Below are 19,730 nucleotides of genomic sequence, written 5' to 3'. Positions count from 1 at the left end.
CCACGAGCATCTGTAGAATGCTCGTCATCTGCACCTGATGAGAAAAGACTATGTACGACTGGCTGAACGCCCTGCCCAAGGCAGAACTGCACTTGCACCTGGAGGGTTCGCTGGAGCCCGAGTTGCTGTTCGCCCTGGCTGAACGCAACAAGATCGCCCTGCCGTGGAGCGATGTCGACACCCTGCGCAAGGCCTACGCCTTCAACAACCTGCAAGAATTTCTCGACCTGTATTACCAGGGTGCCGATGTCTTGCGCACGTCGCAGGATTTCTATGACCTGACCTGGGCATACCTGTTGCGCTGCAAGGCGCAGAACGTGATTCACACCGAACCGTTCTTCGACCCGCAGACCCACACCGACCGTGGCGTGCCCTTCGAAGTGGTGCTCAACGGCATCGCCGCCGCACTCAAGGATGGCGAGCAACAACTGGGCATCACCAGCGGTTTGATCCTGAGTTTCCTGCGTCACCTGAGCGAAGACGAAGCGCAGAAAACCCTCGACCAGGCACTGCCGTTCCGCGATACGTTTGTGGCCGTTGGTCTGGACAGTTCGGAAATGGGTCACCCGCCGAGCAAGTTCCAGCGTGTGTTCGATCGTGCCCGCCACGAAGGTTTCCTGACCGTCGCCCACGCCGGTGAAGAAGGCCCGCCGGAGTACATCTGGGAAGCGCTCGACCTGTTGAAAATCCAGCGTATCGATCATGGCGTGCGCGCCATCGAAGATGAGCGTCTGATGCAACGGATCATCGACGAGCAGATCCCGCTGACCGTGTGCCCGTTGTCGAACACCAAGCTGCGCGTATTCGATCACATGTCCCAGCACAACATTCTGGACATGCTTGAGCGTGGCGTGAAAGTCACGGTGAACTCCGATGACCCGGCGTACTTCGGCGGGTACGTGACCGAGAACTTCCATGCGCTCTACACCGATTTGGGCATGACCCAGGATCAGGCCAAGCGATTGGCGCAAAACAGCCTGGATGCGCGATTGGTAAAGCCATAGCTCTCAACACATAACCCCTGTGGGAGCGGGCTTGCTCGCGAAAGCGGTACGTCAGTCAATATCAATATTGCATGACACACCGCTTTCGCGAGCAAGCCCGCTCCCACATTTTCAGATCGGGGTTGCCTCGGTCAGCTCTTCAAGCGTCTTGCCCCGCGTCTCCATCCCGAACACCCAAACCACCCCCGCCGCAATCGCAAAGCACAACGCCCCCAGCGCGAACACGCCGCCCTGCCCGGTGATCGGAAACACCAGCCCGGTTACCAGTGGCCCGAGTAACGAACCCACGCGACCAATCGCCGATGCAAATCCCGATCCCGTTGCCCTGGCCGATGTCGGGTACAACTCAGGCGTGTAGGTGTAAAGCACCGCCCACATGCCGAACAGAAAGAACTGCATCAACAGGCCCGAGCTAATCAACAAGCCGACATTGCCGCCAAACACTGCGCTCTGGCCGTAAAGAAACGCCATCACACCGCCGCCGAGCAGGGTCACCACGCACACCGGTTTACGCCCCCAACGTTCCACCAGCCAGGCCGCCATCAGGAAGCCTGGAATTCCGCCCAGGGAAATCAGCACCGTGTAATACACCGATTGCGTCACGGCAAAACCCGACTGCTGCAGCAATGCGCTGAGCCAGGACGTCAGGCCATAAAACCCCAGCAAGGCAAAGAACCACACGCTCCAGATCATCATCGTGCGCTGGCGATACAGCGGCGACCAGATCTGGCGCAAGGCGGACAAGAAGTTGCCCGGCGTACTGGCCACGCGGGGCAGGCGAATCGGCTCCGGCAAGTCCGAACGCCCCAGCGAGGCCCGGACCCGCTGCTCAATTCCCAGCAACACTTTATCGGCCGCCTCATGCCGCCCGGCCTGTTCCAGCCAGCGCGGTGACTCGGGAATGAAAAAACGGATCGCCAGAACGAACACCGCCGGCACCGCCAACACGAGGAAGATGTCCCGCCAGCCAACCACCGGCAACAGGAAATACGACAACACCCCGGCCGCGACGAACCCCAGCGGCCAGAACCCGTCCATCAACGCAATGTAACGCCCACGCCGCTTGGCCGGAATCAACTCCGAGAGCATCGATTGCGCGATGGGAAACTCCATGCCCATGCCGATCCCCAACAGGATGCGGAACAAGGTCAGCGTTTCGATGTTCTGCGCCGTCGAGCACAGGTAACTGGCGATGCCCCACAACACGATGCTCCACTGGAACACCGGTTTACGGCCGAAACGGTCGGCCAGCATGCCGGACAGCGAAGCGCCGAGCACCATGCCGAAGAAGCTCGAACTGGCCAGCAACCCGGCTTGCGCCGAGCTCAGGCCGAACTCGGTTTTAATCGAGCCGAGCAGGAAGGTCATCATCGCCAGGTCCATGGAGTCGAAGAAAAACGCCAACGCAATGATGATGAAAATGATGCGGTGGTAACCGCTGATGGGCAGCCGTTCCAGTCGTTCTGCCGCGCTGAAGCCTTGTGTGTCCATGCCACATTCCCCCAATCCGAAAATCCCCGAATTCGAGTGTGCGCGATAGACCCTGGGGGTGATGGCTGGATGCGACCTGTCCGCAACTGCTAACGACGCCCGGGCTCATTGGCACCAGACGTCGGGCAAAAAAGGCTCTAAAGCGCAGCTTCCAGCTCGGTCTGCTTGGCGAAACGATGGATCTCGCGCTGCCCCGTTGCGGTGATCTGCAACGCGCGCGAATCGCCGGGCAGACTCAACCAGCCCGACTGCATGAACAACTGCAGCAGCGCCGCGCCGAGCGCACCGCCCATGTGCGGGCGTCTTTCGCTCCAGTCGGGACACGCGCAGGCGACTCTGCTGTTGCGATGGGCCAATGCCTGGATAAACACACCGCGAGCGGCCAGTTGCGTGGACCCCTTGTGCGTGATCATCACACGCTGTTCGAACTGCTCGATCCAGCCGGCATCGAGCAGGCGTTGATAAAGATCGGCGGCCAGCGTGCCGCCCAGATGGTCGTCGCACAATCTGGCGCGCAGTAGCGATGAAGGCGCCGCCTGAGATTTGGCGACGGGGTTGGCGCGCTTGAAAATGTCCGGCACTTCACGTGGCGTACTGGCCAGCGTTGCGCTGGCCAAGGCCTCGATGGCCGCGCCCACTTCAGGTGCGGCCAGGCGGAAAAAGCGTTTGCGTCCACGGATTTCGACTTTCAACAGACCTCCGGCGGACAAACGCCCAAGGTGTGCACTGGCCGAAGACGGTGACAGGCCGGCCAGCAATGCCAGCTCTTCGGATTGGCGCGCCGAGCCGTCCATCAAAGCCCACATCATTGCGCTGCGCTTTGGGTCAGCCAGCAACGTGGCAATCTGGCTGATGCAAGGTGCATGTTCCATGTATTCACTCCCTGTTGAATCGTTTCGTCTGCTGCTCAGAGACATCTTGACCAGTAATGTGTCGTCGGCCAAGAAGCAAAAATCGCCGTCAGCCGGGCAAAGCCCCCACTCACCCATGCCACTGCTTCACAGGCAGGACGAAGGTCGGTGATTGACTGTGGGGCCACCGCCATCGCGAGATCGACCGTGCGTACACGAGGCGGGCGCTAGTATAAGCGGGTTGACCGACGGTTCCTGCCTTCTGCAAAGCGTGGGTGGTGATAGTTCCTGACAGAAATTTCGCTATTTGCCTGCGACTAATGATCGATGCTCGAAATACCCGGAAATTGGCTGCCCAGAAGAGCGCATCGGCTGGCAAGCATTTCGCGCAAAAGGTTCACAGGCTTACTCAATTGTGCGCGATGGGCGCACAGCAGATTCAGCGGTGCGCGTTCGCAGAGGAGCTCCGGCATCAGCACTTTCAAGCGACCGGCGAGCACATCGGCGGCGACATCGAGCCAGGATTTGTAGGCAATGCCGGCGCCCGCAATCGCCCACAGCCGAACGACATCGGCATCGTCACTGAAGCGATCACCGCTGACCGTCAGGCCGACCTCACGTTTGCCGTCGTGGAAACTCCAGCGGTCATGGACCCGGCTGCCGAGCATGAACAACAGACAATTGTGCTGGGCCAGTTGCTCCAGGTGGCGCGGTTCGCCATGCCTGGCCAGATAAGCAGGAGCGGCACACAGCACGCGGCGGTTTTGCGCCGCGATGGGCAACGCCACCAGACTTGAGTCTTCCGGTTCGCCGTAGCGCAGGGCGATATCGACCGGTTGGCGGAACAGGTCGGCGATGCGATCACCCAGCAGCAGGCGTACGGTCAACCTGGGATGCTCGCGCTGGAACTCGTCGAGCCATGGCAGCAACAGGTTGCGGCCAAAGTCCGAGGGTGCCGACAACTGCAAAATCCCGCTGACCTGGTCCTGACCGCTGGCCAGCAAGCGGCGCCCTTCATCCAGATTGCTCAGGGCCGCACGGGCGTACTCCAGAAAACCCTCGCCTTCGGCGGTCAGCCGCAAGCTGCGCGTTGAGCGGGCAAGCAAGCGTGCGCCCAATTGTTGTTCGATACGCTTCAGCGCCGCGCTGGCCACCGCCGCGGACATGTCCATCACCCGCGCCGCCGCGGAAAGACTGCCCAGGTCAGCGGCACGCACGAACAACTGCAAATCATCGAAACGCAGCATTTTCAGCCTTGATTATCAAAAAAATATTGAAAGAGACTGCTCTTTTAGCGGGTTTTATCTTGCAGAGAAATAGCCAATCATCTGTCCCATCGAAATCATCCCGCTCCCGGAGCCCGACCATGTCCCAGCCTTTTACCGCCATTGCCACCCTCATCGCCAAAGCCGGCCAGCAGGACGCCCTTGAACAGCACCTGCGTGCACTGCTGGAACCGACTCGCGCCGAGGCAGGTTGTGGCCAATACGATCTGCATCAGGACCTGGCTAATCCACTGGCCTTCTACATGATTGAACACTGGAGCAGCGACGAAGCCCTGCAAGCCCACGACGACAGCGCGCACATCCAGAACTTCCGCGCCAAGGCCGGCGAGTTTCTTGAGCACTTCGAACTCAAGCGCCTGCGCACCGTGGCTTGATCCCTTCTTTTATTACTGTTCAGGAGCCCTACATGAAAGCCATCGCCTATTACGCCTCGTTGCCGATCAGCGACGCGAAATCCCTGCAAGACATCGAGCTTGCAGAACCGGTTGCCGGACCACGTGATCTGCTGGTCGAAGTCAAAGCCATCTCGGTCAACCCGGTCGACACCAAGGTCCGCCAGAACGTCCAGCCTGAAGACGGTGCAGCGAAAGTGCTGGGCTGGGATGTGGCCGGCGTGGTCAAGGCCGTCGGCAGCGACGTCACACTATTCAAGGCTGGCGACAAGGTGTTTTACGCCGGCTCCATCGCCCGCGCCGGCGGCAACAGCGAACTGCACGTGGTGGACGAGCGAATCGTCGGCCATATGCCCAAGTCCCTCGGTTTCGCCGAAGCCGCCGCGCTGCCGCTGACCGCCATCACCGCATGGGAACTGCTCTTCGAACGCCTGCAAGTGCGCGAAGGCAAAACCGATGAAGGCCAGAGCCTGCTGATCGTCGGTGCGGCGGGCGGTGTCGGGTCGATCCTGACGCAACTGTCCAGCCAGCTCACCGGGCTGAAGGTCATCGGCACCGCTTCCCGCGCGCAAACCCAGAGCTGGGTGCGCGAGCTGGGGGCCGATCTGGTGATCGACCACAGCAAGCCGCTGAGCGAAGAACTGAAACGCGCAGGCGTGGACCAGGTGACCCACGTCGCCAGCCTGACCCAGACCGATCAACATCTGGATCAATTGGTCGAGGCGCTGGCGCCTCAGGGCAAACTGGCGCTGATCGATGATCCGAAGGCGCTGGACGTGACCAAACTCAAGCGCAAGAGCTTGTCTTTGCATTGGGAGTTCATGTACACCCGCTCGCTGTTCGAAACCGCCGACATGATCGAGCAACACAAACTGCTCAACCGCGTGGCCGAGCTGATCGACGCTGGCACACTGAAAACCACGGTCGGCGAGCATTTCGGCACGATCAACGCAGCGAACCTGCGTCGCGCCCATGAGCTGCTGGAGAGCGGCAAAGCCAAGGGCAAGATTGTGCTCGAAGGGTTCTGAAACACACTGACACAAGTGTCGTCCCGAAAAGACGACACCGTCAGTCCGAGAGTTGACCTTCGTCATATTAGTGATCGTATTCAGGTCTACAATCGTCTCCTCTACGATGCAGTTTTTTACGCAACATCTTTTACGAGAGGAGAGATCAGCAATGAAGATCCTGATAAAAGAAGTGGCAAAATCCCAGTGGCAGGTCCGTCTGGACCAACATTCCGTGACCTTTCGCAGCGAAGCCGAAGCCCTCGCCTTCACCCGCACCCTCGAAGCGCGCTTGCTCGCGCCGCATCAGATTCCCGACCGCCAGCAACGCGCTGCTGGCTGAGTCCTTCCTCAGACCTGGGCTTGCGCCAGCGCCCGGGCATTTTGCAGACGCCGGGTGAGCATCGCCGCGCTCACCACCAGAATCCCGCACAGGCTGATGACCATCGCCATCGGCACGGCGCTGCCATCGTGCAAGACACCGACCAACGCTGCCGCACCGGCGGCGACGCTGAATTGCAGGCAACCGAGCATCGCCGACGCACTGCCGGCACGAGCGCCCTGCCCGCTCATGGCGCAGGCCGAGGCGTTCGGCAGGATGCAACCGAGGCTGGCGATACAAATAAACAGTGGGATCAGCAACGGCCATAACTGCTCGGTGTGCAGTGCACTGACGGCGAGCAATGTCAGGCCCGCGCCCAGGTAGATCCATACCGTACGCGCCAACAGGAATGCAGGGCCACGTCTGGCCAGCAGCCGTGCATTGACCTGCGCCACCAGAATGAAACCCGCCGCGTTGGTGCCGAACAGCCAGCCGAAATGCTCGGCCGGTACGCCATAGAGCTTGATGAAGACGAACGGTGAACCGGCGATGTAGGCAAACATCCCGGCGATGGCGATGCCGCCGGTCAGGGCGTGCCCCAGATACACCGGATCCGACAATAGCCGACCGTACTGACGCAGCGCCCCCGACAACGGTTGGCGCGGGACATGGGCCGGCAGGCTTTCCGGCAAACCGATTGCCACGGCCAGGCCTGCCAGGGCGCTGAAGCCGGTCAGCACCAGGAAGATCGACTGCCAACCCGTGGTGTTGACCAACAGCCCGCCCAGCATCGGCGCGAGAATTGGCGCCAGCCCCATCACCAGCATCAGTTGCGAGAAGACTTTCGCCGAACCCACCGCATCGCATTTGTCGCTGACCACCGCGCGGGAGATCACCATTCCGGCGCAACCGCCGAGGGCCTGAATGAATCGCGCCCCCATCAGCCATTCCAGATTCGGCGCGAATGCACAGGCCAGGGAAGCGGCGGTGAACAAGCCGACGCCTGTCAGCAGAGGAATGCGTCGCCCGAAGCGATCCGCAACCGGACCGTAAGCCAGTTGCCCGATGGACAAACCAAGGAAATACGCGGCCAGCGTCAGTTGCACATGTTTCTCATCGGTGCCAAACGCGAGCGCCATCGCCGGGAACGCTGGCAGGTAGAAATCGATCGCCAGCGGACCGAAAGCGCTCAGGGCGCCAAGAATCAAAATGGTACGGAAGTTCATCAGGCATCCAGTTGGGGTCGGCAGCCCGACAGTCTAGCCGCGCGTGGACGCCTTGAACATTCCGTTAGGTCGCTAACTATTAAAAAACCGCTGGAAGAATACAAAACTTGTGTGGGAGTGCGCCTGCTCGCGATAGCGGTGTATCCGTCGGCATCAATGCTGAATGACACACCGCTATCGCGAGCAAGCTCGCTCCCACAGGAATTTTGCTGGTCTCAGGCGAGTTTTGCCTCATAGCCTTCTTCAGTGATCGCCGCGATCACTTCTTCGGCGGTCAGGGTGCTCTCGACGCCGACTTCTTTTGCCGCCAGTTCGACCCGCACACTGGCCGCAGGATCCTTGGCTTGCAGCGCTTGGGTAATGGCTTTGACACAGTGGCCGCAGGACATGCCTTGAACATTGAACACTTGCATGGGATGACTCCTTGAGTGAGGTTGCGAGCAGTCTCGAGCTTGCCACCATGGCAAGGTCAAGTTCTGCAAATCGCTGCCGGGCTGGCAATCGGCGTCGCGCTCGGCCAAGCTGCGTGCATCAATGACTCGACCTCAGGAGATTCAGCCATGCGCTGGTCAGCTCTCAGCCTGTTTGGCTTCCTCAGCCTCTTTGCCGCGACGCCTTCGGCTCAAGCCGCCGGGGAGGACTACGGGGTTCTGATCATTTCCCGCGAGCGCCTGGAAGTCGCAACCGCCTGCGAGATCGGCGTGTACATTCAGGATCAACTGTCGGCGCGGCTGTTCCAGGAACAAAGCACCTCGTTCAACCTGCCGCCGGGCAATGTGTCCTTGCGCCTCAAACTGTTGCCGGGCCAGGCTCCGGGCTGCAACCCGGGGATGCTCGCACCGGGCTCGCAGAACATCACGCTCAAGGCCGGTGATGTGTTGAAGTTCCGGATTGCGATGACGCAGGAAGGGATGTACCTCAAACCCGCCGCCCTCGAATACTGACGCAAATCCAACTGATCGTTCCCACGTCGAGGCGTCGAACCGTCCGCGTGGGAATGCCTCAACGGACGCTCTGCGTTCGGCTTTTAAATGGGACGCGGAGCGTCCCGGGCTGCATTCCCACGCAGAGCGTGGGAACGATCAATCATCTTTTGATCTGAGACATGGCGCTTGACCTTGCCAGCATGGCAAGGTTGATCCTGTAGGCATCTTCTACAGGGAGCGCGACCGATGTCCGAATCCACTACGTTCGATCTGCCGATTGCCGGCATGACCTGTGCCAGTTGCGCCGGGCGTGTCGAGCGTGCCTTGAGCAAAGTCGTCGGCGCCTCCGCCGTCAGCGTCAACCTCGCCACCGAGCAGGCTCGTGTTCAAGCGCCCAGCGACAGCTTGCCGGCGTTGATGGAAGCGGTGCAGCAGGCCGGCTACAGCGTGCCGCAGCAGACGCTGGAATTGAGCATCGACGGCATGACCTGTGCGTCGTGCGTCGGCCGTGTCGAGCGGGCACTGGCCAAGGTGCCTGGGGTGAAAAGCGTCAGCGTCAACCTCGCCAACGAGCGCGCCCACCTCGAACTGCTTGGACACGTCGATCCACAGACGTTGATCGGTGCCGTGACCAAGGCTGGCTATAGCGCCAGCGTCTGGGAAGTCGAACACCCACAGACCGACAACCAGCAACAGCGCCTGCACCGCGAGCGCTGGGCATTGATCATGGCCATCGCCCTTGCCTTGCCGCTGGTGTTGCCGATGCTGCTGCAACCGTTTGGCGTGCACTGGATGCTGCCGGCCTGGGTGCAATTCGCCCTGGCCACACCCGTGCAGTTCATTTTCGGTGCGCGTTTTTATATCGCCGCCTGGAAAGCCGTACGCGCCGGTGCCGGCAACATGGACTTGCTGGTCGCCCTCGGCACCAGCGCCGGTTATGGCTTGAGTCTTTATGAATGGGCCACCGCGGCCGGGCGCATGCCGCACCTGTATTTCGAAGCGTCGGCGGTGGTGATCGCGTTGGTGCTGTTGGGCAAATACCTGGAAAGCCGCGCCAAACGCCAGACCGCCAGCGCCATCCGCGCCCTCGAAGCGTTGCGCCCGGAGCGAGCGATTCAAGTCATCGATGGCCGCGAGCAGGATGTCGCCATCAGTGCTTTGCGCCTCAATGACCTGGTGCTGGTCAAACCCGGCGAACGCTTTCCGGTGGACGGAGAAGTGGTCGAAGGCCAGAGCCACGCTGACGAAGCGCTGATCAGCGGCGAAAGCCTGCCGGTGCCCAAGCAACCCGGCGACAAGGTCACGGGGGGCGCGATCAATGGTGAAGGTCGGTTGTTGGTTCGCACCCAGGCCTTGGGCGCAGAAACCGTGCTGGCGCGGATCATCCGCCTGGTCGAAGACGCCCAGGCGGCCAAGGCGCCGATTCAGAAACTGGTAGATAAAGTCAGTCAGGTGTTTGTGCCGACAGTGTTGCTGATCGCATTGGCGACACTGATCGGCTGGTGGTTGTACGGTGCGCCGATGGAAACCGCGCTGATCAACGCCGTCGCCGTGCTGGTCATCGCTTGCCCCTGCGCATTGGGCCTGGCCACGCCGACCGCGATCATGGCCGGTACAGGGGTGGCGGCCCGCTACGGCATTCTGATCAAGGACGCTGAAGCCCTCGAACGCGCCCATGAAGTCAGCGCCGTAGTGTTCGACAAGACCGGCACGCTGACCTCGGGCACCCCACGCATCGCTCATCTAAGCGCTATCGAAGGTGACGAAGCCGCCCTGCTGCAAATGGCCGGCGCCCTGCAACGCGGCAGTGAACATCCACTGGCGAAGGCGGTTCTGGACACCTGCACCGAACGCGGCTTGAGCGTGGCCGATGTCAGTGACAGCCAATCGCTGACCGGACGCGGCATCGCCGGCACGCTCGACGGTCGTCGCCTGGCGCTGGGCAATCGCCGGATGCTGGAAGAAAGCGGCTTGAATGCCGGCCCGTTGGCTGACTCGGCAACGGCTTGGGAAACCGAAGGCCGGACACTGTCCTGGCTGATCGAACAAAGTCCCAAACCGCGAGTGCTCGGCCTGTTCGCGTTCGGCGATACCCTCAAGCCCGGCGCCCTGCAAGCGGTGCAACAACTCAACGCACGCCACATCAGCAGCCACTTGCTGACCGGCGACAATCGCGGCAGCGCCAAAGTGGTTGCCGAAGCCTTGGGCATCACCGATGTGCACGCCGAAGTCCTACCGGCCGACAAAGCCGCCACGGTGGCCACACTGAAGAAAACCGGTGTGGTGGCGATGGTCGGTGACGGTATCAACGATGCGCCGGCACTGGCTGCGGCCGATATCGGCATCGCCATGGGCGGTGGCACCGACGTGGCCATGCACGCGGCCGGCATCACCCTGATGCGCGGCGATCCACGGCTGGTGCCCGCGGCACTGGAAATCAGCCGCAAGACCTACGCGAAGATTCGGCAGAATCTGTTCTGGGCCTTTGTCTATAACCTGATCGGCATTCCGCTGGCGGCGTTCGGCTTCCTCAACCCGGTACTGGCCGGTGCGGCGATGGCGTTGTCGAGCGTCAGCGTGGTGAGCAATGCGTTACTGTTGAAAACCTGGAAACCCAAGGACCTGGAGGACAATCGATGAACATCGGCCAAGCAGCCCGTCACAGTGGCCTGAGCGCAAAGATGATCCGTTATTACGAGTCCATCGGCTTGCTCAAGGCCGCCCACCGTACCGACAGCGGCTACCGTGTTTACGGCGATGACGACCTGCACACACTGGCGTTCATCAAGCGTTCCCGGGACCTGGGGTTTTCACTCGAGGAGGTCGGCAAATTGCTGACCCTCTGGCAGGACCGCCAACGCGCCAGTGCCGACGTGAAAGCCCTGGCCCGTCAGCACATCGACGAACTGAACCAGAAAATCCGCGAGCTCGGACAGTTGCGCGACACCTTGCAGGACCTGGTCGAGCACTGTCAGGGCGACCATCGCCCCGACTGCCCGATCCTCAAGGAGCTGGCGTCGGGCTGTTGCGCCGAACCTGCCCGCGCCTGAGCGCCAGTCCCTTCACCACCAGCACGGTGGTGATTGGAATACCGTGGAACAGCAACACCACGGCCCCTGGCGTCCACCATGCATAGAACGGCGCGGCGATCAGCATGCCGACGCCGAACCCGGTCATTTGCAGCAGCGTCAACACGCTGAAGATCGGCAGGCGCAGGTTGTCCGGCTCGCGTTGCAGGCGCGACATCAAACCAACTTCCGAGAACCCGTCCCCCAATCCCGCCGGCAACGAGAACAACAGCAAACCGTAGAGCGTCTGCTGCTGAAACATCAGGATGAAACCGCAGGACATCAGCAACACGCCAAAGAAAAATCGCCGCTCCAGATATGCGTTGTCCGAGCCTTGCAGATGACTGGCGATTCGCGCGCCGATCAGTTTGCCGCTGGCCCAGACCGCCAGCATCAAACCCAGGGTGGTACTGGCGGATTCGGGGGTGAGCAGTTTCGAAATGATCGGAAAGCCGACGTTGTGCGCGGCGCTGCCCAGGGTGTCGGCCATGGTGACGGCCAGCATCGCGGCTACCACGGGTGTGCTGCGCAAACCCTGGCGCAGGGCCGACCATTCATTGTGTTCCTGAACGGGGTCGACAGCCGGTCTGGAAAAGCGCAGCGGCACGATGAACACCGCAGCCAGCAAATAAGTGACCACGTTCAATGCAAATACTGTTTCGAAGCCAAACGCGGCCACCAGCAACCCGGCCACCAGACTGCCACCGACCATGGCTGCCGACGACGCCGAGGTGATCCAGGCATTGGTCTTGAGCAGGTGTTCGCCTTCGATCAAGTGTGGCAATTGGCTGTTGAGGCCGATCGCAAACATGGAATTGCCGAATCCCAGGCCAAAAGCGATAAACGGCAATAACAAGGCCTGTTGGGTGACGGGCAGCACCAATAGCAAACCCAAAAGCGCAGCACGCAGCAGGTCGAACGCGATCAGCGGCCCGCGCCCGGCCCAACGGCGATAGAACGTCGTGCCGATGAGGCTGGCGAAAATCCCCCCGCCCACGCGACTGGCGAGAAAGATCCCCACGCTCATGGCGCTGTTGCTGAGCAGGTAGACGTAAGTGGCCAAGGCGACCATGTTGAGGAAGGCGCCGAAATCCGAGACCAGACGAGCGCTGACGATCAGTCGGGCGTTGCGGGTGGAGGTGTTCACATTCAATCCTTGAGTGTGTGGGGAATATGACCGTTTTGGATTGTCTGGTCCGACGCCATCGCGGGCAAGCCCGCTCCCACAAGGTTTTGTGTCGACATCAGAGTCCGGGGCCAGCACAAAACCTGTGGGAGCGGGCTTGCCCGCGATGCAGACGACGCGGTTGCAAAAGGCATCTACAAAAAACCCGGCCGAAGCCGGGTTTTTCGTTAACCGATCACTGCATCCACGGTGGAGGCGGTTCTTCGGTCTTGCCCGGTGGCGCATCATCTGCCGCGCGCACCGCTTGTTTACGCTCTTCATCCAGGCGTGCCGCCTCGATCTCGCGCATGATCCCGCCCACGTCGGCCAGCTCTTCCGGTTCGTCGAACTCGCCGGTCAATACGCTGGCCGGGTGCAAGGTGCCGGCTTCGAACAACGCCCACATTTCCTTGGCGTACTTGGTCTTTTTCAACTCCGGCGCAAACCGGCCGAAGTAGGATGCCATGTTGCCCACGTCCCGCTCCAGCATGCTGAACGCGTGGTTATTGCCCGCCGCGTCGACCGCTTGCGGCAAGTCGATGATTACGGGGCCGGTCGGGGTCAACAGCACGTTGAACTCCGACAGGTCACCGTGCACCAGACCGGTACACAGCATCAGCACGATCTGCGAAATCAGGAACGCGTGATATTCGCGCGCCTGATCCGGCTCCAGCACCACGTCGTTCAGACGCGGCGCCGCATCGCCGTACTCGTCGGCCACCAGTTCCATCAGCAGCACGCCTTCAAGGAAGTCGTACGGTTGAGGCACCCGGACACCGGCGCCGGCCAGACGGAACAATGCCGCCACTTCGGCGTTCTGCCAGGCGTCTTCGGTTTCTTTCTTGCCGAACTTGGAGCCCTTGGCCATCGCCCGAGCCTGCCGGCTGTTGCGTACCTTGCGGCCTTCCTGATATTCGGCCGCCTGGCGGAAACTGCGTTTATTCGCCTCCTTGTAGACCTTCGCGCAACGTAGCTCGTTACCGCAGCGCACCACATAAACAGCTGCTTCTTTACCACTCATGAGTGGGCGCAGCACCTCGTCGACCAGACCGTCCTCGATCAGGGGTTCAATGCGTTTTGGAGTCTTCATCAGCTTTTATTGTGGGTCCTTTATTACCAAACACGCGAAAGTCATTCGTTATACGGCAATCCACTCGTTCGGGGGAGGGGTTGCCGACCTATGAACGTTGAGATGCACACAATGTGCCGGATGAATCGGTCCCTCTCCTTCAGTCAGTATCGGCCGCAAAAGATCATAGCTGAGCCGACAACACTTGTTGGCAGAGGGTTGTGAGGGCATTTGCGACAGAAGCTGACACCTTAATTCATGCCCTTCGTAGGATTTTTCTTTTTAAGCCTCAATTTCCCCCGCAATCAGCCGAAGTCCTCAGAGACAAAGTGATTTGTCCGACAATCGTTCCGACAACAAAAACGATGGCGCGCTCCAGGATCGGGGGGATCAAAAACGTTTACGGCTGCCAAAAATCCGCGAGTCTTCTGCACTGCGTGGGCCTACAAGAAAAATCTGGAGCGCGGATGAACATCAAACAGAAGTTGACCTGGGCGTTTGCAATCATCGCCTGCTTGCCGGTGGTGCTGGTCGCCACCCTTGTCGTGCTGAACTTGCGCAGTGAAGCCAAGGAGAATTTCGTCGACGGCAGCGGCCGCGAAATTCGTCAGGTCAGCAACGCCATGCAATTGTTCTTCGACGGCATCAGCCAGAACGTCGACTATCTGGCCAAGCAACCTCTGATCAAGAACTCCGACGATAGCCTCAAGACCTACATGGGCGCCAACGCCGAGAGCATTCCCCAGGGCGAGATGGACAAAAAAGTCTTCGGCCTCCTGCAGGACCTGGGCAACAGCCATCCATCCTATGCCTACGCCATCCTCGGCACGGCGGCGGGCGGTTATGTGTCCTGGCCGGACGATGCCAAGCTGAGCAATTACGATCCGCGCCAACGCCCCTGGTACAAGGCGGCCCAGGCCAAGCCGGGCAAACCGTTTCGCACCGAGGCCTATTATTGGGCCCAGGACGACGCAACCTACGTCAGCACCGTGCGCACCATCGACAACAAATTGGGCACCAACGGCGGCGTAGTCAGTATCGACGTGACACTCAAGCAGCTCACCGAGATAGTCAAACAGATCAAACTCGGTGAAACCGGCTATCTGATGCTGCTGGAAAACACCGGCACCGTACTGGTCGATCCAAAACAGCCGGAACACAACTTCAAAGCCCTCAGCAGCCTCGGCGAAGGCTATGCGCAACTGGCCAAGGCCGGAAAAGGCCTGGTGGAAGTCGAGCTGAACGGCGAACGCTACATGGCCAACGTCTGGCCGTCGGAGCAACTGGGCTGGACCTTTATCGGCCTGATCAAACAGAACGACGTGATGAGCTCGGCCACGCAACTGACCTGGCTGATCGCAATCATTGCTGCCGTGCTGGCGGTGTTCTTTGCCATCGTCGGCGCCAGTTTCGCCAGCCTCATCGTGCGGCCGATCCGCAGCGTGGCCAGTGGCCTGGAAGGCATCGCCCAAGGTGAAGGCGACCTGACCAAGAACCTGGAAATCCGTGGCAGCGACGAAACCGCGCAACTGGCCAACTGGTTCAACCAGTTCCTGACCGCGATTCGTAACCTGATCCAGAGCATCGGTGGCGCAGCGAACAAGATTCTTGCTACCTCAAAAAGCTCGACCCAGGTCTCCAGTGACATGGCCGAAGCGGCCGGGCGCCAGCGTGAAGCGGTAGACATGGTGTCCACGGCGTTCCACGAAATGGTCGCCACGGCCAACGAAGTCGCGCGTTCTTGCAGCCAGGCAGCCGAGTCGGCAGACAGCGGTCAGCGTCAGGCTCGTGAAGGTCAGCAGCAAATCGACGCGGCCGTAACCAGCGTTGATCGCCTGAGCCAGGAAATCGAACAGTCGGCGCAGTCGATGCAGCAACTGGAACGCGACAGCAACGACATTCAGTCGATCCTGGGGACCATTCGCTCGATTGCCGAACAGACCAACCTGCTGGCCCTGAACGCGGCCATCGAAGCGGCACGGGCCGGTGAACAAGGTCGCGGTTTTGCGGTTGTGGCGGATGAAGTTCGCGCCCTGGCCAAGCGCACGGCCGATTCCACGGCGGAAATCGACGGGCTGCTGGGCAACCTGGCCAAACGCACCAGCCAGGTGACTCAGCAGATGCATGCAAGCCTTGAGGTCTCTCAGCAATCGGTGAGCCGCATCGGCGAGGCCCGTAGCAGCTTTGGGTTGATTCGTGAGTCGGTGGATGTGATTCGCGACATGAACACCCAGATCGCCACGGCGGCGGAAGAACAGCATCAAGTGGCGGAAGACATTAACCGGCACATCAGCCAGATTCATGGCGATGCGCAGCTGGTGGCGGAACTGGCCAACTCGGCGCGCCTGGATTCCCAGAGCCTGGCCGGGTTGTCGAATGAACTGGACGTCCTGGTTCGTCGCTTCAGAACTTGATCAGAGGCCGCTTTTGATCGTTCCCACGTCGAGGCGTCGAACCGTCCGCGTGGGAATGCCTCAACGGACGCTCCGCGTTCGGCTCTGAAAGGGACGCGGAGCGTCCCGGGCTGCATTCCCACGCGGAGCGTGGGAACGATCAGTGTCTGAAGAGTTCGCCAGGGGTAAACCCGAACAGGCTTTTGAACGCCGCAATAAACGCCGACGTCGAGTCATACCCGCAAGACAGCGCGGCATTCGTCACGCTGTCGCCCTCCTCCAGCAGACTCAATGACGACAGCAGCCGCATTCGCTGGCGCCACCCGCGAAAACTCAATCCGGTCTCGCGCTGGAACAAGCGCATCAGCGTCTTTTCCGAAGTGCCGAGGCGTTCCGCCCATTCCTGCAACGTCACGTTGCGCTCCGGGCTTTCGATCAGTTCATTGCACAAGCCCAGCAGTCGCGGGTGCCGAGGCAACGGCAAAGAAAAACCCACTTCCGGCAAACTTGCCAACTGATCCAGCAGCACATTCACCAGCCGTGCTTCCTGGCTATCGCCTTGGGGATATTCCACCGGCAACGCACAAAAACTCTTGATCAACTCGCGCGCCAGCGGCGTGACTTCCAGCACCCGGCAACGCCCGTCCGCCCACTCACAATCTTCGCGGCGCACGTAGAGGCTGCGCATCTCGGCACGCATCGAGGTCACCACCTGGTGTTCCAGGTCCGCCGGAATCCAGATGCCCCACTGCGGCGGCGCAAAGAAACTGCCCTCAGCGGTGTGAACGCCAAGAACGCCACTGATGGCGTAGGAAAACTGCACCCAGTCATGGCGATGAGGCGGCGTCCAGGAACCGGCATTCAAACTTTCCGCCCGCGCGAACAGCGGACGCGGCAGCGCGGTGAGCGTCGGAATGGTCCGTTCGAGAGAAAGTTGTCCGTTAGTCGGCATTGATTGGCCTTATGTCGCAAGACGGCAGTCTGGGCCAACGTTAGGCTAAGTCACCATTTCTTACAAATGTATTCGGTGCCTGTTATGCATGCCTTCAAACACCTCAAACGCGTGGTCACCGACTGGTTCTTGTGCGGCATGCTGATCGCCACGCTGCTGGCGTATTTCTTCCCGACCTTTGGCGCCACGGGCGGCGGCATGCACGCCGAATACGTGATCAACATCGGTGTGTTCCTGGTGTTCTTCCTTCACGGCGTCAACCTGTCCAGCGAGCAGATCCGTCACGGCCTGAAGAACTGGAAGCTGCATGTGATGGTGCAGTGCTTCACCTTCGCGGTGTTTCCACTGATCTGGCTGCTGAGCGACAAACTGCTGGGCTCGCACCTTCCATCCCTGCTGATGCTGGGCTTCCTCTACCTCTGCGCCCTGCCCTCGACCATTTCCTCGTCCGTGGCCCTGACCGGCAGCGCGGGCGGCAACGTGCCGGCGGCGATTCTCAACGCGAGCCTGTCCAGTGTGCTGGGGATTTTCCTGACGCCGTTGCTGGTGAGCTTCGAGGTCGGCAGCGGGGCCGGCGGCATTGACCTGGGCTCGACCCTGCTCGACCTCTGCGCCATGTTGCTGTTGCCGCTGGTGCTCGGCCAATTGGTACGGCCGTTGTTCGGCAAGTTTTTCGCGCGACACAAGCGCTACACCAATGTCGTCGACAAACTGGTGATCTTGCTGCTGGTGTATGCGGCGTTCTGCAACTCGATGGTCTCGGGGATGTGGCAAACGCAGGGCAACACAGTGATTCTGACGGCGCTGATCGGCAGTGCGATCCTGCTGGCGATCATCCTGTGGATGACCACCCGCACGGCTCGCGCGCTGAAATTCAGCCCGGCCGACGAAATCGCGGCGGTGTTTTGTGCGAGCAAGAAATCCCTGGCTGCCGGTGCACCGATGGCGGCGCTGATCTTCGGGGCCAACCCGGGCCTTGGCTTGATTCTGCTGCCGATCATGATCTATCACCCGTTGCAGCTGATCGTCTGCTCGGTAATGGCCGAGCGTTACGCCAACCTCAACCGTGAACGCATCGCGCAGCAGAACGCGCAACTGGTCAGCGCTCGATAATCGCCGTCACACCCTGACCACCGGCGGCGCAGATCGAGATCAAGCCTCGGCCCTTGCCCGCCGCATCCAGCAACTTCGCCAGGTTGGCGACAATGCGCCCGCCAGTCGCGGCAAATGGATGCCCCGCCGCCAGCGAACTGCCTTTGACGTTGAGTCGGCTGCGGTCGATGGAGCCCAACGGCGCATCGAGGCCGAGTCTGGTTTTGCAATACTCCGGATCTTCCCAGGCCTTCAACGTGCAGAGTACTTGCGCAGCGAAGGCTTCGTGGATTTCGTAGTAGTCGAAGTCCTGCAAGGTCAGGCCATTGCGCGCCAGTAAACGTGGCACCGCGTACACCGGCGCCATCAACAGTCCTTCGGCGCCATTGACGAAATCCACCGCCGCCGTCTCGCCATCGCGCAAGTAGGCGAGGATCGGCAAGCCACGTTCCTTGGCCCATTCCTCACTGCCCAGCAGCACCAGCGATGCACCATCGGTGAGTGGCGTGGAGTTGCCTGCCGTCAGCGTGCCCTTGGCGCTTTTCTCGAAGGCTGGTTTCAGCGCAGCGAGTTTTTCCAGGGTCAGGTCCGGGCGCAGGTTGTTGTCGCGGGTCAGGCCGAGGAACGGCGTCATCAAATCGTTGTGCCAGCCTTCGGTGTAGGACGCGGCCAGATTGCGATGGCTCTCCAGTGCCAGTTGATCCTGTTCTTCGCGGGGGATGTTCCAGGTCTGCGCCATCAATTCGCAGTGCTGGCCCATGGACAAACCGGTGCGCGGTTCGCCGTTGCGCGGGAACTCCGGAATCAAATCCCGGGGACGCAATTGCAGAAAGGTTTTCAGTTTGTCGCCCGTGGTCTTGGCCCGGTTGGCTTCAAGCAACACCCGGCGCAAACCTTCACTGACGCTGATCGGTGCATCCGACGTGGTGTCGACGCCACCGGCAATCCCGCAATCGATCTGGCCCAGGGCGATCTTGTTCGCCACCAGCAACGCCGCTTCAAGCCCCGTGCCGCAAGCCTGTTGGATGTCATAGGCCGGCGTGCTGGGGGACAACCGCGAGCCGAGCACGCATTCGCGCGTCAGGTTCATGTCTCGTGACAATTTGAGGACGGCACCCGCCACCACTTCGCCGATGCGCAGGCCATGCAGGTTGTAGCGCTCGATCAGGCCTTCGAGCGCTGCGGTAAGCATTGCCTGATTGCTGGCGGTGGCGTACGGCCCGTTGGAACGGGCGAAAGGGATACGGTTACCGCCGATAATCGCGACGCGGCGCAGCTGAGTCATGAAAAGCTCCTTGAAAAATTCAATTTAAGAACCGATCCCTAGTGGGAGTGAGCCTGCTCGCGATAGCGGTGTGTCAGTTCCCTCAATGCGGGCTGTCATACCGCTATCGCGAGCAGGCTCGCTCCCACAGGATTGCATTCCAATTCAGGTCTGCGGTCGCCTGAAAGTCCTGCGACGAACTAATCTGCTGAGTTCAAGCGT

At 60.8% G+C, this 19,730-nt stretch carries 18 protein-coding genes and 1 pseudogene; 10 read left to right on the top strand and 9 right to left on the bottom strand.

Annotation, left to right across the window (positions count from 1 at the left end):
• Window positions 1–50: 50 nt before the first annotated feature.
• Window positions 51–1,004: an adenosine deaminase gene (locus K5K95_RS12220; RefSeq protein ID WP_222589644.1), complete on the top strand. Its 954-nt coding sequence runs from the start codon at window positions 51–53 to the stop codon at window positions 1,002–1,004.
• Window positions 1,005–1,115: 111 nt separating this feature from the next.
• On the opposite strand, the gene K5K95_RS12215 is transcribed toward K5K95_RS12220, so the two are convergent.
• From K5K95_RS12215 to K5K95_RS12205, 3 genes are all read right to left on the bottom strand, one after another.
• Complete coding sequence (locus K5K95_RS12215; RefSeq protein ID WP_222589643.1) at window positions 1,116–2,495, bottom strand: MFS transporter; 1,380 nt, start codon at window positions 2,493–2,495, stop codon at window positions 1,116–1,118.
• A gap of 137 nt (window positions 2,496–2,632) precedes the next feature.
• The gene (locus K5K95_RS12210; RefSeq protein WP_222589642.1) at window positions 2,633–3,367 is read right to left on the bottom strand and encodes an ArsR/SmtB family transcription factor; all 735 of its coding nucleotides are present in this window, start codon (window positions 3,365–3,367) and stop codon (window positions 2,633–2,635) included.
• 296 nt (window positions 3,368–3,663) lie between these two features.
• Window positions 3,664–4,593, bottom strand: coding sequence for a LysR family transcriptional regulator (locus tag K5K95_RS12205; protein WP_222589641.1), 930 nt, complete (start codon window positions 4,591–4,593; stop codon window positions 3,664–3,666).
• 119 nt (window positions 4,594–4,712) lie between these two features.
• Between K5K95_RS12205 and K5K95_RS12200 the strand changes: the two genes are divergently transcribed.
• The 3 genes from K5K95_RS12200 to K5K95_RS12190 all read left to right on the top strand — a co-directional run bounded on the left by K5K95_RS12200 (window position 4,713) and on the right by K5K95_RS12190 (window position 6,374).
• Window positions 4,713–5,006 carry a putative quinol monooxygenase gene (locus K5K95_RS12200; RefSeq protein WP_222589640.1) on the top strand — a complete coding sequence of 98 codons (294 nt, stop codon included), beginning with the start codon at window positions 4,713–4,715 and terminating at the stop codon, window positions 5,004–5,006.
• A gap of 32 nt (window positions 5,007–5,038) precedes the next feature.
• The gene (locus K5K95_RS12195) at window positions 5,039–6,052 is read left to right on the top strand and encodes a zinc-binding alcohol dehydrogenase family protein (RefSeq protein WP_222589639.1); all 1,014 of its coding nucleotides are present in this window, start codon (window positions 5,039–5,041) and stop codon (window positions 6,050–6,052) included.
• A gap of 151 nt (window positions 6,053–6,203) precedes the next feature.
• On the top strand, window positions 6,204–6,374 hold the full coding sequence (locus tag K5K95_RS12190; RefSeq protein WP_167360467.1) for a hypothetical protein: 171 nt from the start codon (window positions 6,204–6,206) through the stop codon (window positions 6,372–6,374).
• 8 nt (window positions 6,375–6,382) lie between these two features.
• On the opposite strand, the gene K5K95_RS12185 is transcribed toward K5K95_RS12190, so the two are convergent.
• Together K5K95_RS12185 and K5K95_RS12180 are read right to left on the bottom strand one after the other, a co-directional pair.
• Complete coding sequence (locus K5K95_RS12185; protein WP_222589638.1) at window positions 6,383–7,579, bottom strand: multidrug effflux MFS transporter; 1,197 nt, start codon at window positions 7,577–7,579, stop codon at window positions 6,383–6,385.
• Between the two features lie 215 nt (window positions 7,580–7,794).
• Window positions 7,795–7,992, bottom strand: coding sequence for a heavy-metal-associated domain-containing protein (locus tag K5K95_RS12180; protein WP_222589637.1), 198 nt, complete (start codon window positions 7,990–7,992; stop codon window positions 7,795–7,797).
• Window positions 7,993–8,139: 147 nt separating this feature from the next.
• On the opposite strand from K5K95_RS12180, the gene K5K95_RS12175 reads away from it, so the two are divergent.
• The 3 genes from K5K95_RS12175 to cueR all read left to right on the top strand — a co-directional run bounded on the left by K5K95_RS12175 (window position 8,140) and on the right by cueR (window position 11,555).
• On the top strand, window positions 8,140–8,523 hold the full coding sequence (locus K5K95_RS12175) for a hypothetical protein (protein ID WP_222589636.1): 384 nt from the start codon (window positions 8,140–8,142) through the stop codon (window positions 8,521–8,523).
• A gap of 228 nt (window positions 8,524–8,751) precedes the next feature.
• A complete protein-coding gene (locus K5K95_RS12170) occupies window positions 8,752–11,145 on the top strand; it encodes a heavy metal translocating P-type ATPase (protein ID WP_222589635.1) in 2,394 nt (797 codons plus the stop codon).
• On the top strand, window positions 11,142–11,555 hold the full coding sequence (cueR, locus tag K5K95_RS12165; protein WP_090175934.1) for a Cu(I)-responsive transcriptional regulator: 414 nt from the start codon (window positions 11,142–11,144) through the stop codon (window positions 11,553–11,555). The genes K5K95_RS12170 and cueR overlap by 4 nt, the downstream gene beginning before the upstream one ends.
• Here the strand turns inward: cueR and K5K95_RS12160 are convergent.
• Complete coding sequence (locus K5K95_RS12160; RefSeq protein ID WP_222589634.1) at window positions 11,509–12,720, bottom strand: MFS transporter; 1,212 nt, start codon at window positions 12,718–12,720, stop codon at window positions 11,509–11,511. The two genes, cueR and K5K95_RS12160, sit on opposite strands and share 47 nt — an antisense overlap.
• A gap of 214 nt (window positions 12,721–12,934) precedes the next feature.
• Window positions 12,935–13,828, bottom strand: a complete 894-nt coding sequence (locus K5K95_RS12155) for a PA4780 family RIO1-like protein kinase (RefSeq protein ID WP_123369234.1) — start codon at window positions 13,826–13,828, stop codon at window positions 12,935–12,937.
• Between the two features lie 344 nt (window positions 13,829–14,172).
• Between K5K95_RS12155 and K5K95_RS33590 the strand changes: the two are divergent.
• Both K5K95_RS33590 and K5K95_RS33585 read left to right on the top strand, forming a co-directional pair.
• Window positions 14,173–15,315, top strand: a pseudogene (locus K5K95_RS33590) (cache domain-containing protein); the annotation flags it as partial.
• 138 nt (window positions 15,316–15,453) lie between these two features.
• Window positions 15,454–16,221: a methyl-accepting chemotaxis protein gene (locus K5K95_RS33585; RefSeq protein WP_371927106.1), complete on the top strand. Its 768-nt coding sequence runs from the start codon at window positions 15,454–15,456 to the stop codon at window positions 16,219–16,221.
• A 139-nt stretch (window positions 16,222–16,360) separates the two neighbouring features.
• Here K5K95_RS33585 and K5K95_RS12145 read toward each other — a convergent pair whose 3' ends face one another.
• A complete protein-coding gene (locus K5K95_RS12145) occupies window positions 16,361–17,152 on the bottom strand; it encodes an AraC family transcriptional regulator (RefSeq protein WP_222589632.1) in 792 nt (263 codons plus the stop codon).
• 84 nt (window positions 17,153–17,236) lie between these two features.
• Here K5K95_RS12145 and K5K95_RS12140 point away from each other — a divergent pair, with 84 nt between their 5' ends.
• On the top strand, window positions 17,237–18,265 hold the full coding sequence (locus tag K5K95_RS12140; protein ID WP_222589631.1) for a bile acid:sodium symporter family protein: 1,029 nt from the start codon (window positions 17,237–17,239) through the stop codon (window positions 18,263–18,265).
• Here the strand turns inward: K5K95_RS12140 and K5K95_RS12135 are convergent.
• Window positions 18,252–19,529, bottom strand: a complete 1,278-nt coding sequence (locus tag K5K95_RS12135; RefSeq protein WP_222589630.1) for an acetyl-CoA C-acetyltransferase — start codon at window positions 19,527–19,529, stop codon at window positions 18,252–18,254. The two genes, K5K95_RS12140 and K5K95_RS12135, sit on opposite strands and share 14 nt — an antisense overlap.
• Window positions 19,530–19,730 lie beyond the last annotated feature (201 nt).

The sequence above is a fragment of the Pseudomonas sp. DR48 genome (assembly GCF_019823085.1).
Taxonomy (GTDB): Bacteria; Pseudomonadota; Gammaproteobacteria; order Pseudomonadales; family Pseudomonadaceae; genus Aquipseudomonas.
Note: the sequence above shows the minus strand (reverse complement) of the source record. Positions and strands in the feature narration are given on the sequence as shown.

Excerpts from the sequence above, each read along its gene's own strand:
- K5K95_RS12220 (WP_222589644.1), top strand. The coding sequence starts at position 51 with ATGTACGACTGGCTGAACGCCCTGCCCAAGGCAGAACTGCACTTGCAC.
- K5K95_RS12215 (WP_222589643.1), bottom strand. The coding sequence starts at position 2,495 with ATGGACACACAAGGCTTCAGCGCGGCAGAACGACTGGAACGGCTGCCC.
- K5K95_RS12210 (WP_222589642.1), bottom strand. The coding sequence starts at position 3,367 with ATGGAACATGCACCTTGCATCAGCCAGATTGCCACGTTGCTGGCTGAC.
- K5K95_RS12205 (WP_222589641.1), bottom strand. The coding sequence starts at position 4,593 with ATGCTGCGTTTCGATGATTTGCAGTTGTTCGTGCGTGCCGCTGACCTG.
- K5K95_RS12200 (WP_222589640.1), top strand. The coding sequence starts at position 4,713 with ATGTCCCAGCCTTTTACCGCCATTGCCACCCTCATCGCCAAAGCCGGC.
- K5K95_RS12195 (WP_222589639.1), top strand. The coding sequence starts at position 5,039 with ATGAAAGCCATCGCCTATTACGCCTCGTTGCCGATCAGCGACGCGAAA.
- K5K95_RS12190 (WP_167360467.1), top strand. The coding sequence starts at position 6,204 with ATGAAGATCCTGATAAAAGAAGTGGCAAAATCCCAGTGGCAGGTCCGT.
- K5K95_RS12185 (WP_222589638.1), bottom strand. The coding sequence starts at position 7,579 with ATGAACTTCCGTACCATTTTGATTCTTGGCGCCCTGAGCGCTTTCGGT.
- K5K95_RS12180 (WP_222589637.1), bottom strand. The coding sequence starts at position 7,992 with ATGCAAGTGTTCAATGTTCAAGGCATGTCCTGCGGCCACTGTGTCAAA.
- K5K95_RS12175 (WP_222589636.1), top strand. The coding sequence starts at position 8,140 with ATGCGCTGGTCAGCTCTCAGCCTGTTTGGCTTCCTCAGCCTCTTTGCC.
- K5K95_RS12170 (WP_222589635.1), top strand. The coding sequence starts at position 8,752 with ATGTCCGAATCCACTACGTTCGATCTGCCGATTGCCGGCATGACCTGT.
- cueR (WP_090175934.1), top strand. The coding sequence starts at position 11,142 with ATGAACATCGGCCAAGCAGCCCGTCACAGTGGCCTGAGCGCAAAGATG.
- K5K95_RS12155 (WP_123369234.1), bottom strand. The coding sequence starts at position 13,828 with ATGAAGACTCCAAAACGCATTGAACCCCTGATCGAGGACGGTCTGGTC.
- K5K95_RS33585 (WP_371927106.1), top strand. The coding sequence starts at position 15,454 with ATGGCCGAAGCGGCCGGGCGCCAGCGTGAAGCGGTAGACATGGTGTCC.
- K5K95_RS12145 (WP_222589632.1), bottom strand. The coding sequence starts at position 17,152 with ATGCCGACTAACGGACAACTTTCTCTCGAACGGACCATTCCGACGCTC.
- K5K95_RS12140 (WP_222589631.1), top strand. The coding sequence starts at position 17,237 with ATGCATGCCTTCAAACACCTCAAACGCGTGGTCACCGACTGGTTCTTG.
- K5K95_RS12135 (WP_222589630.1), bottom strand. The coding sequence starts at position 19,529 with ATGACTCAGCTGCGCCGCGTCGCGATTATCGGCGGTAACCGTATCCCT.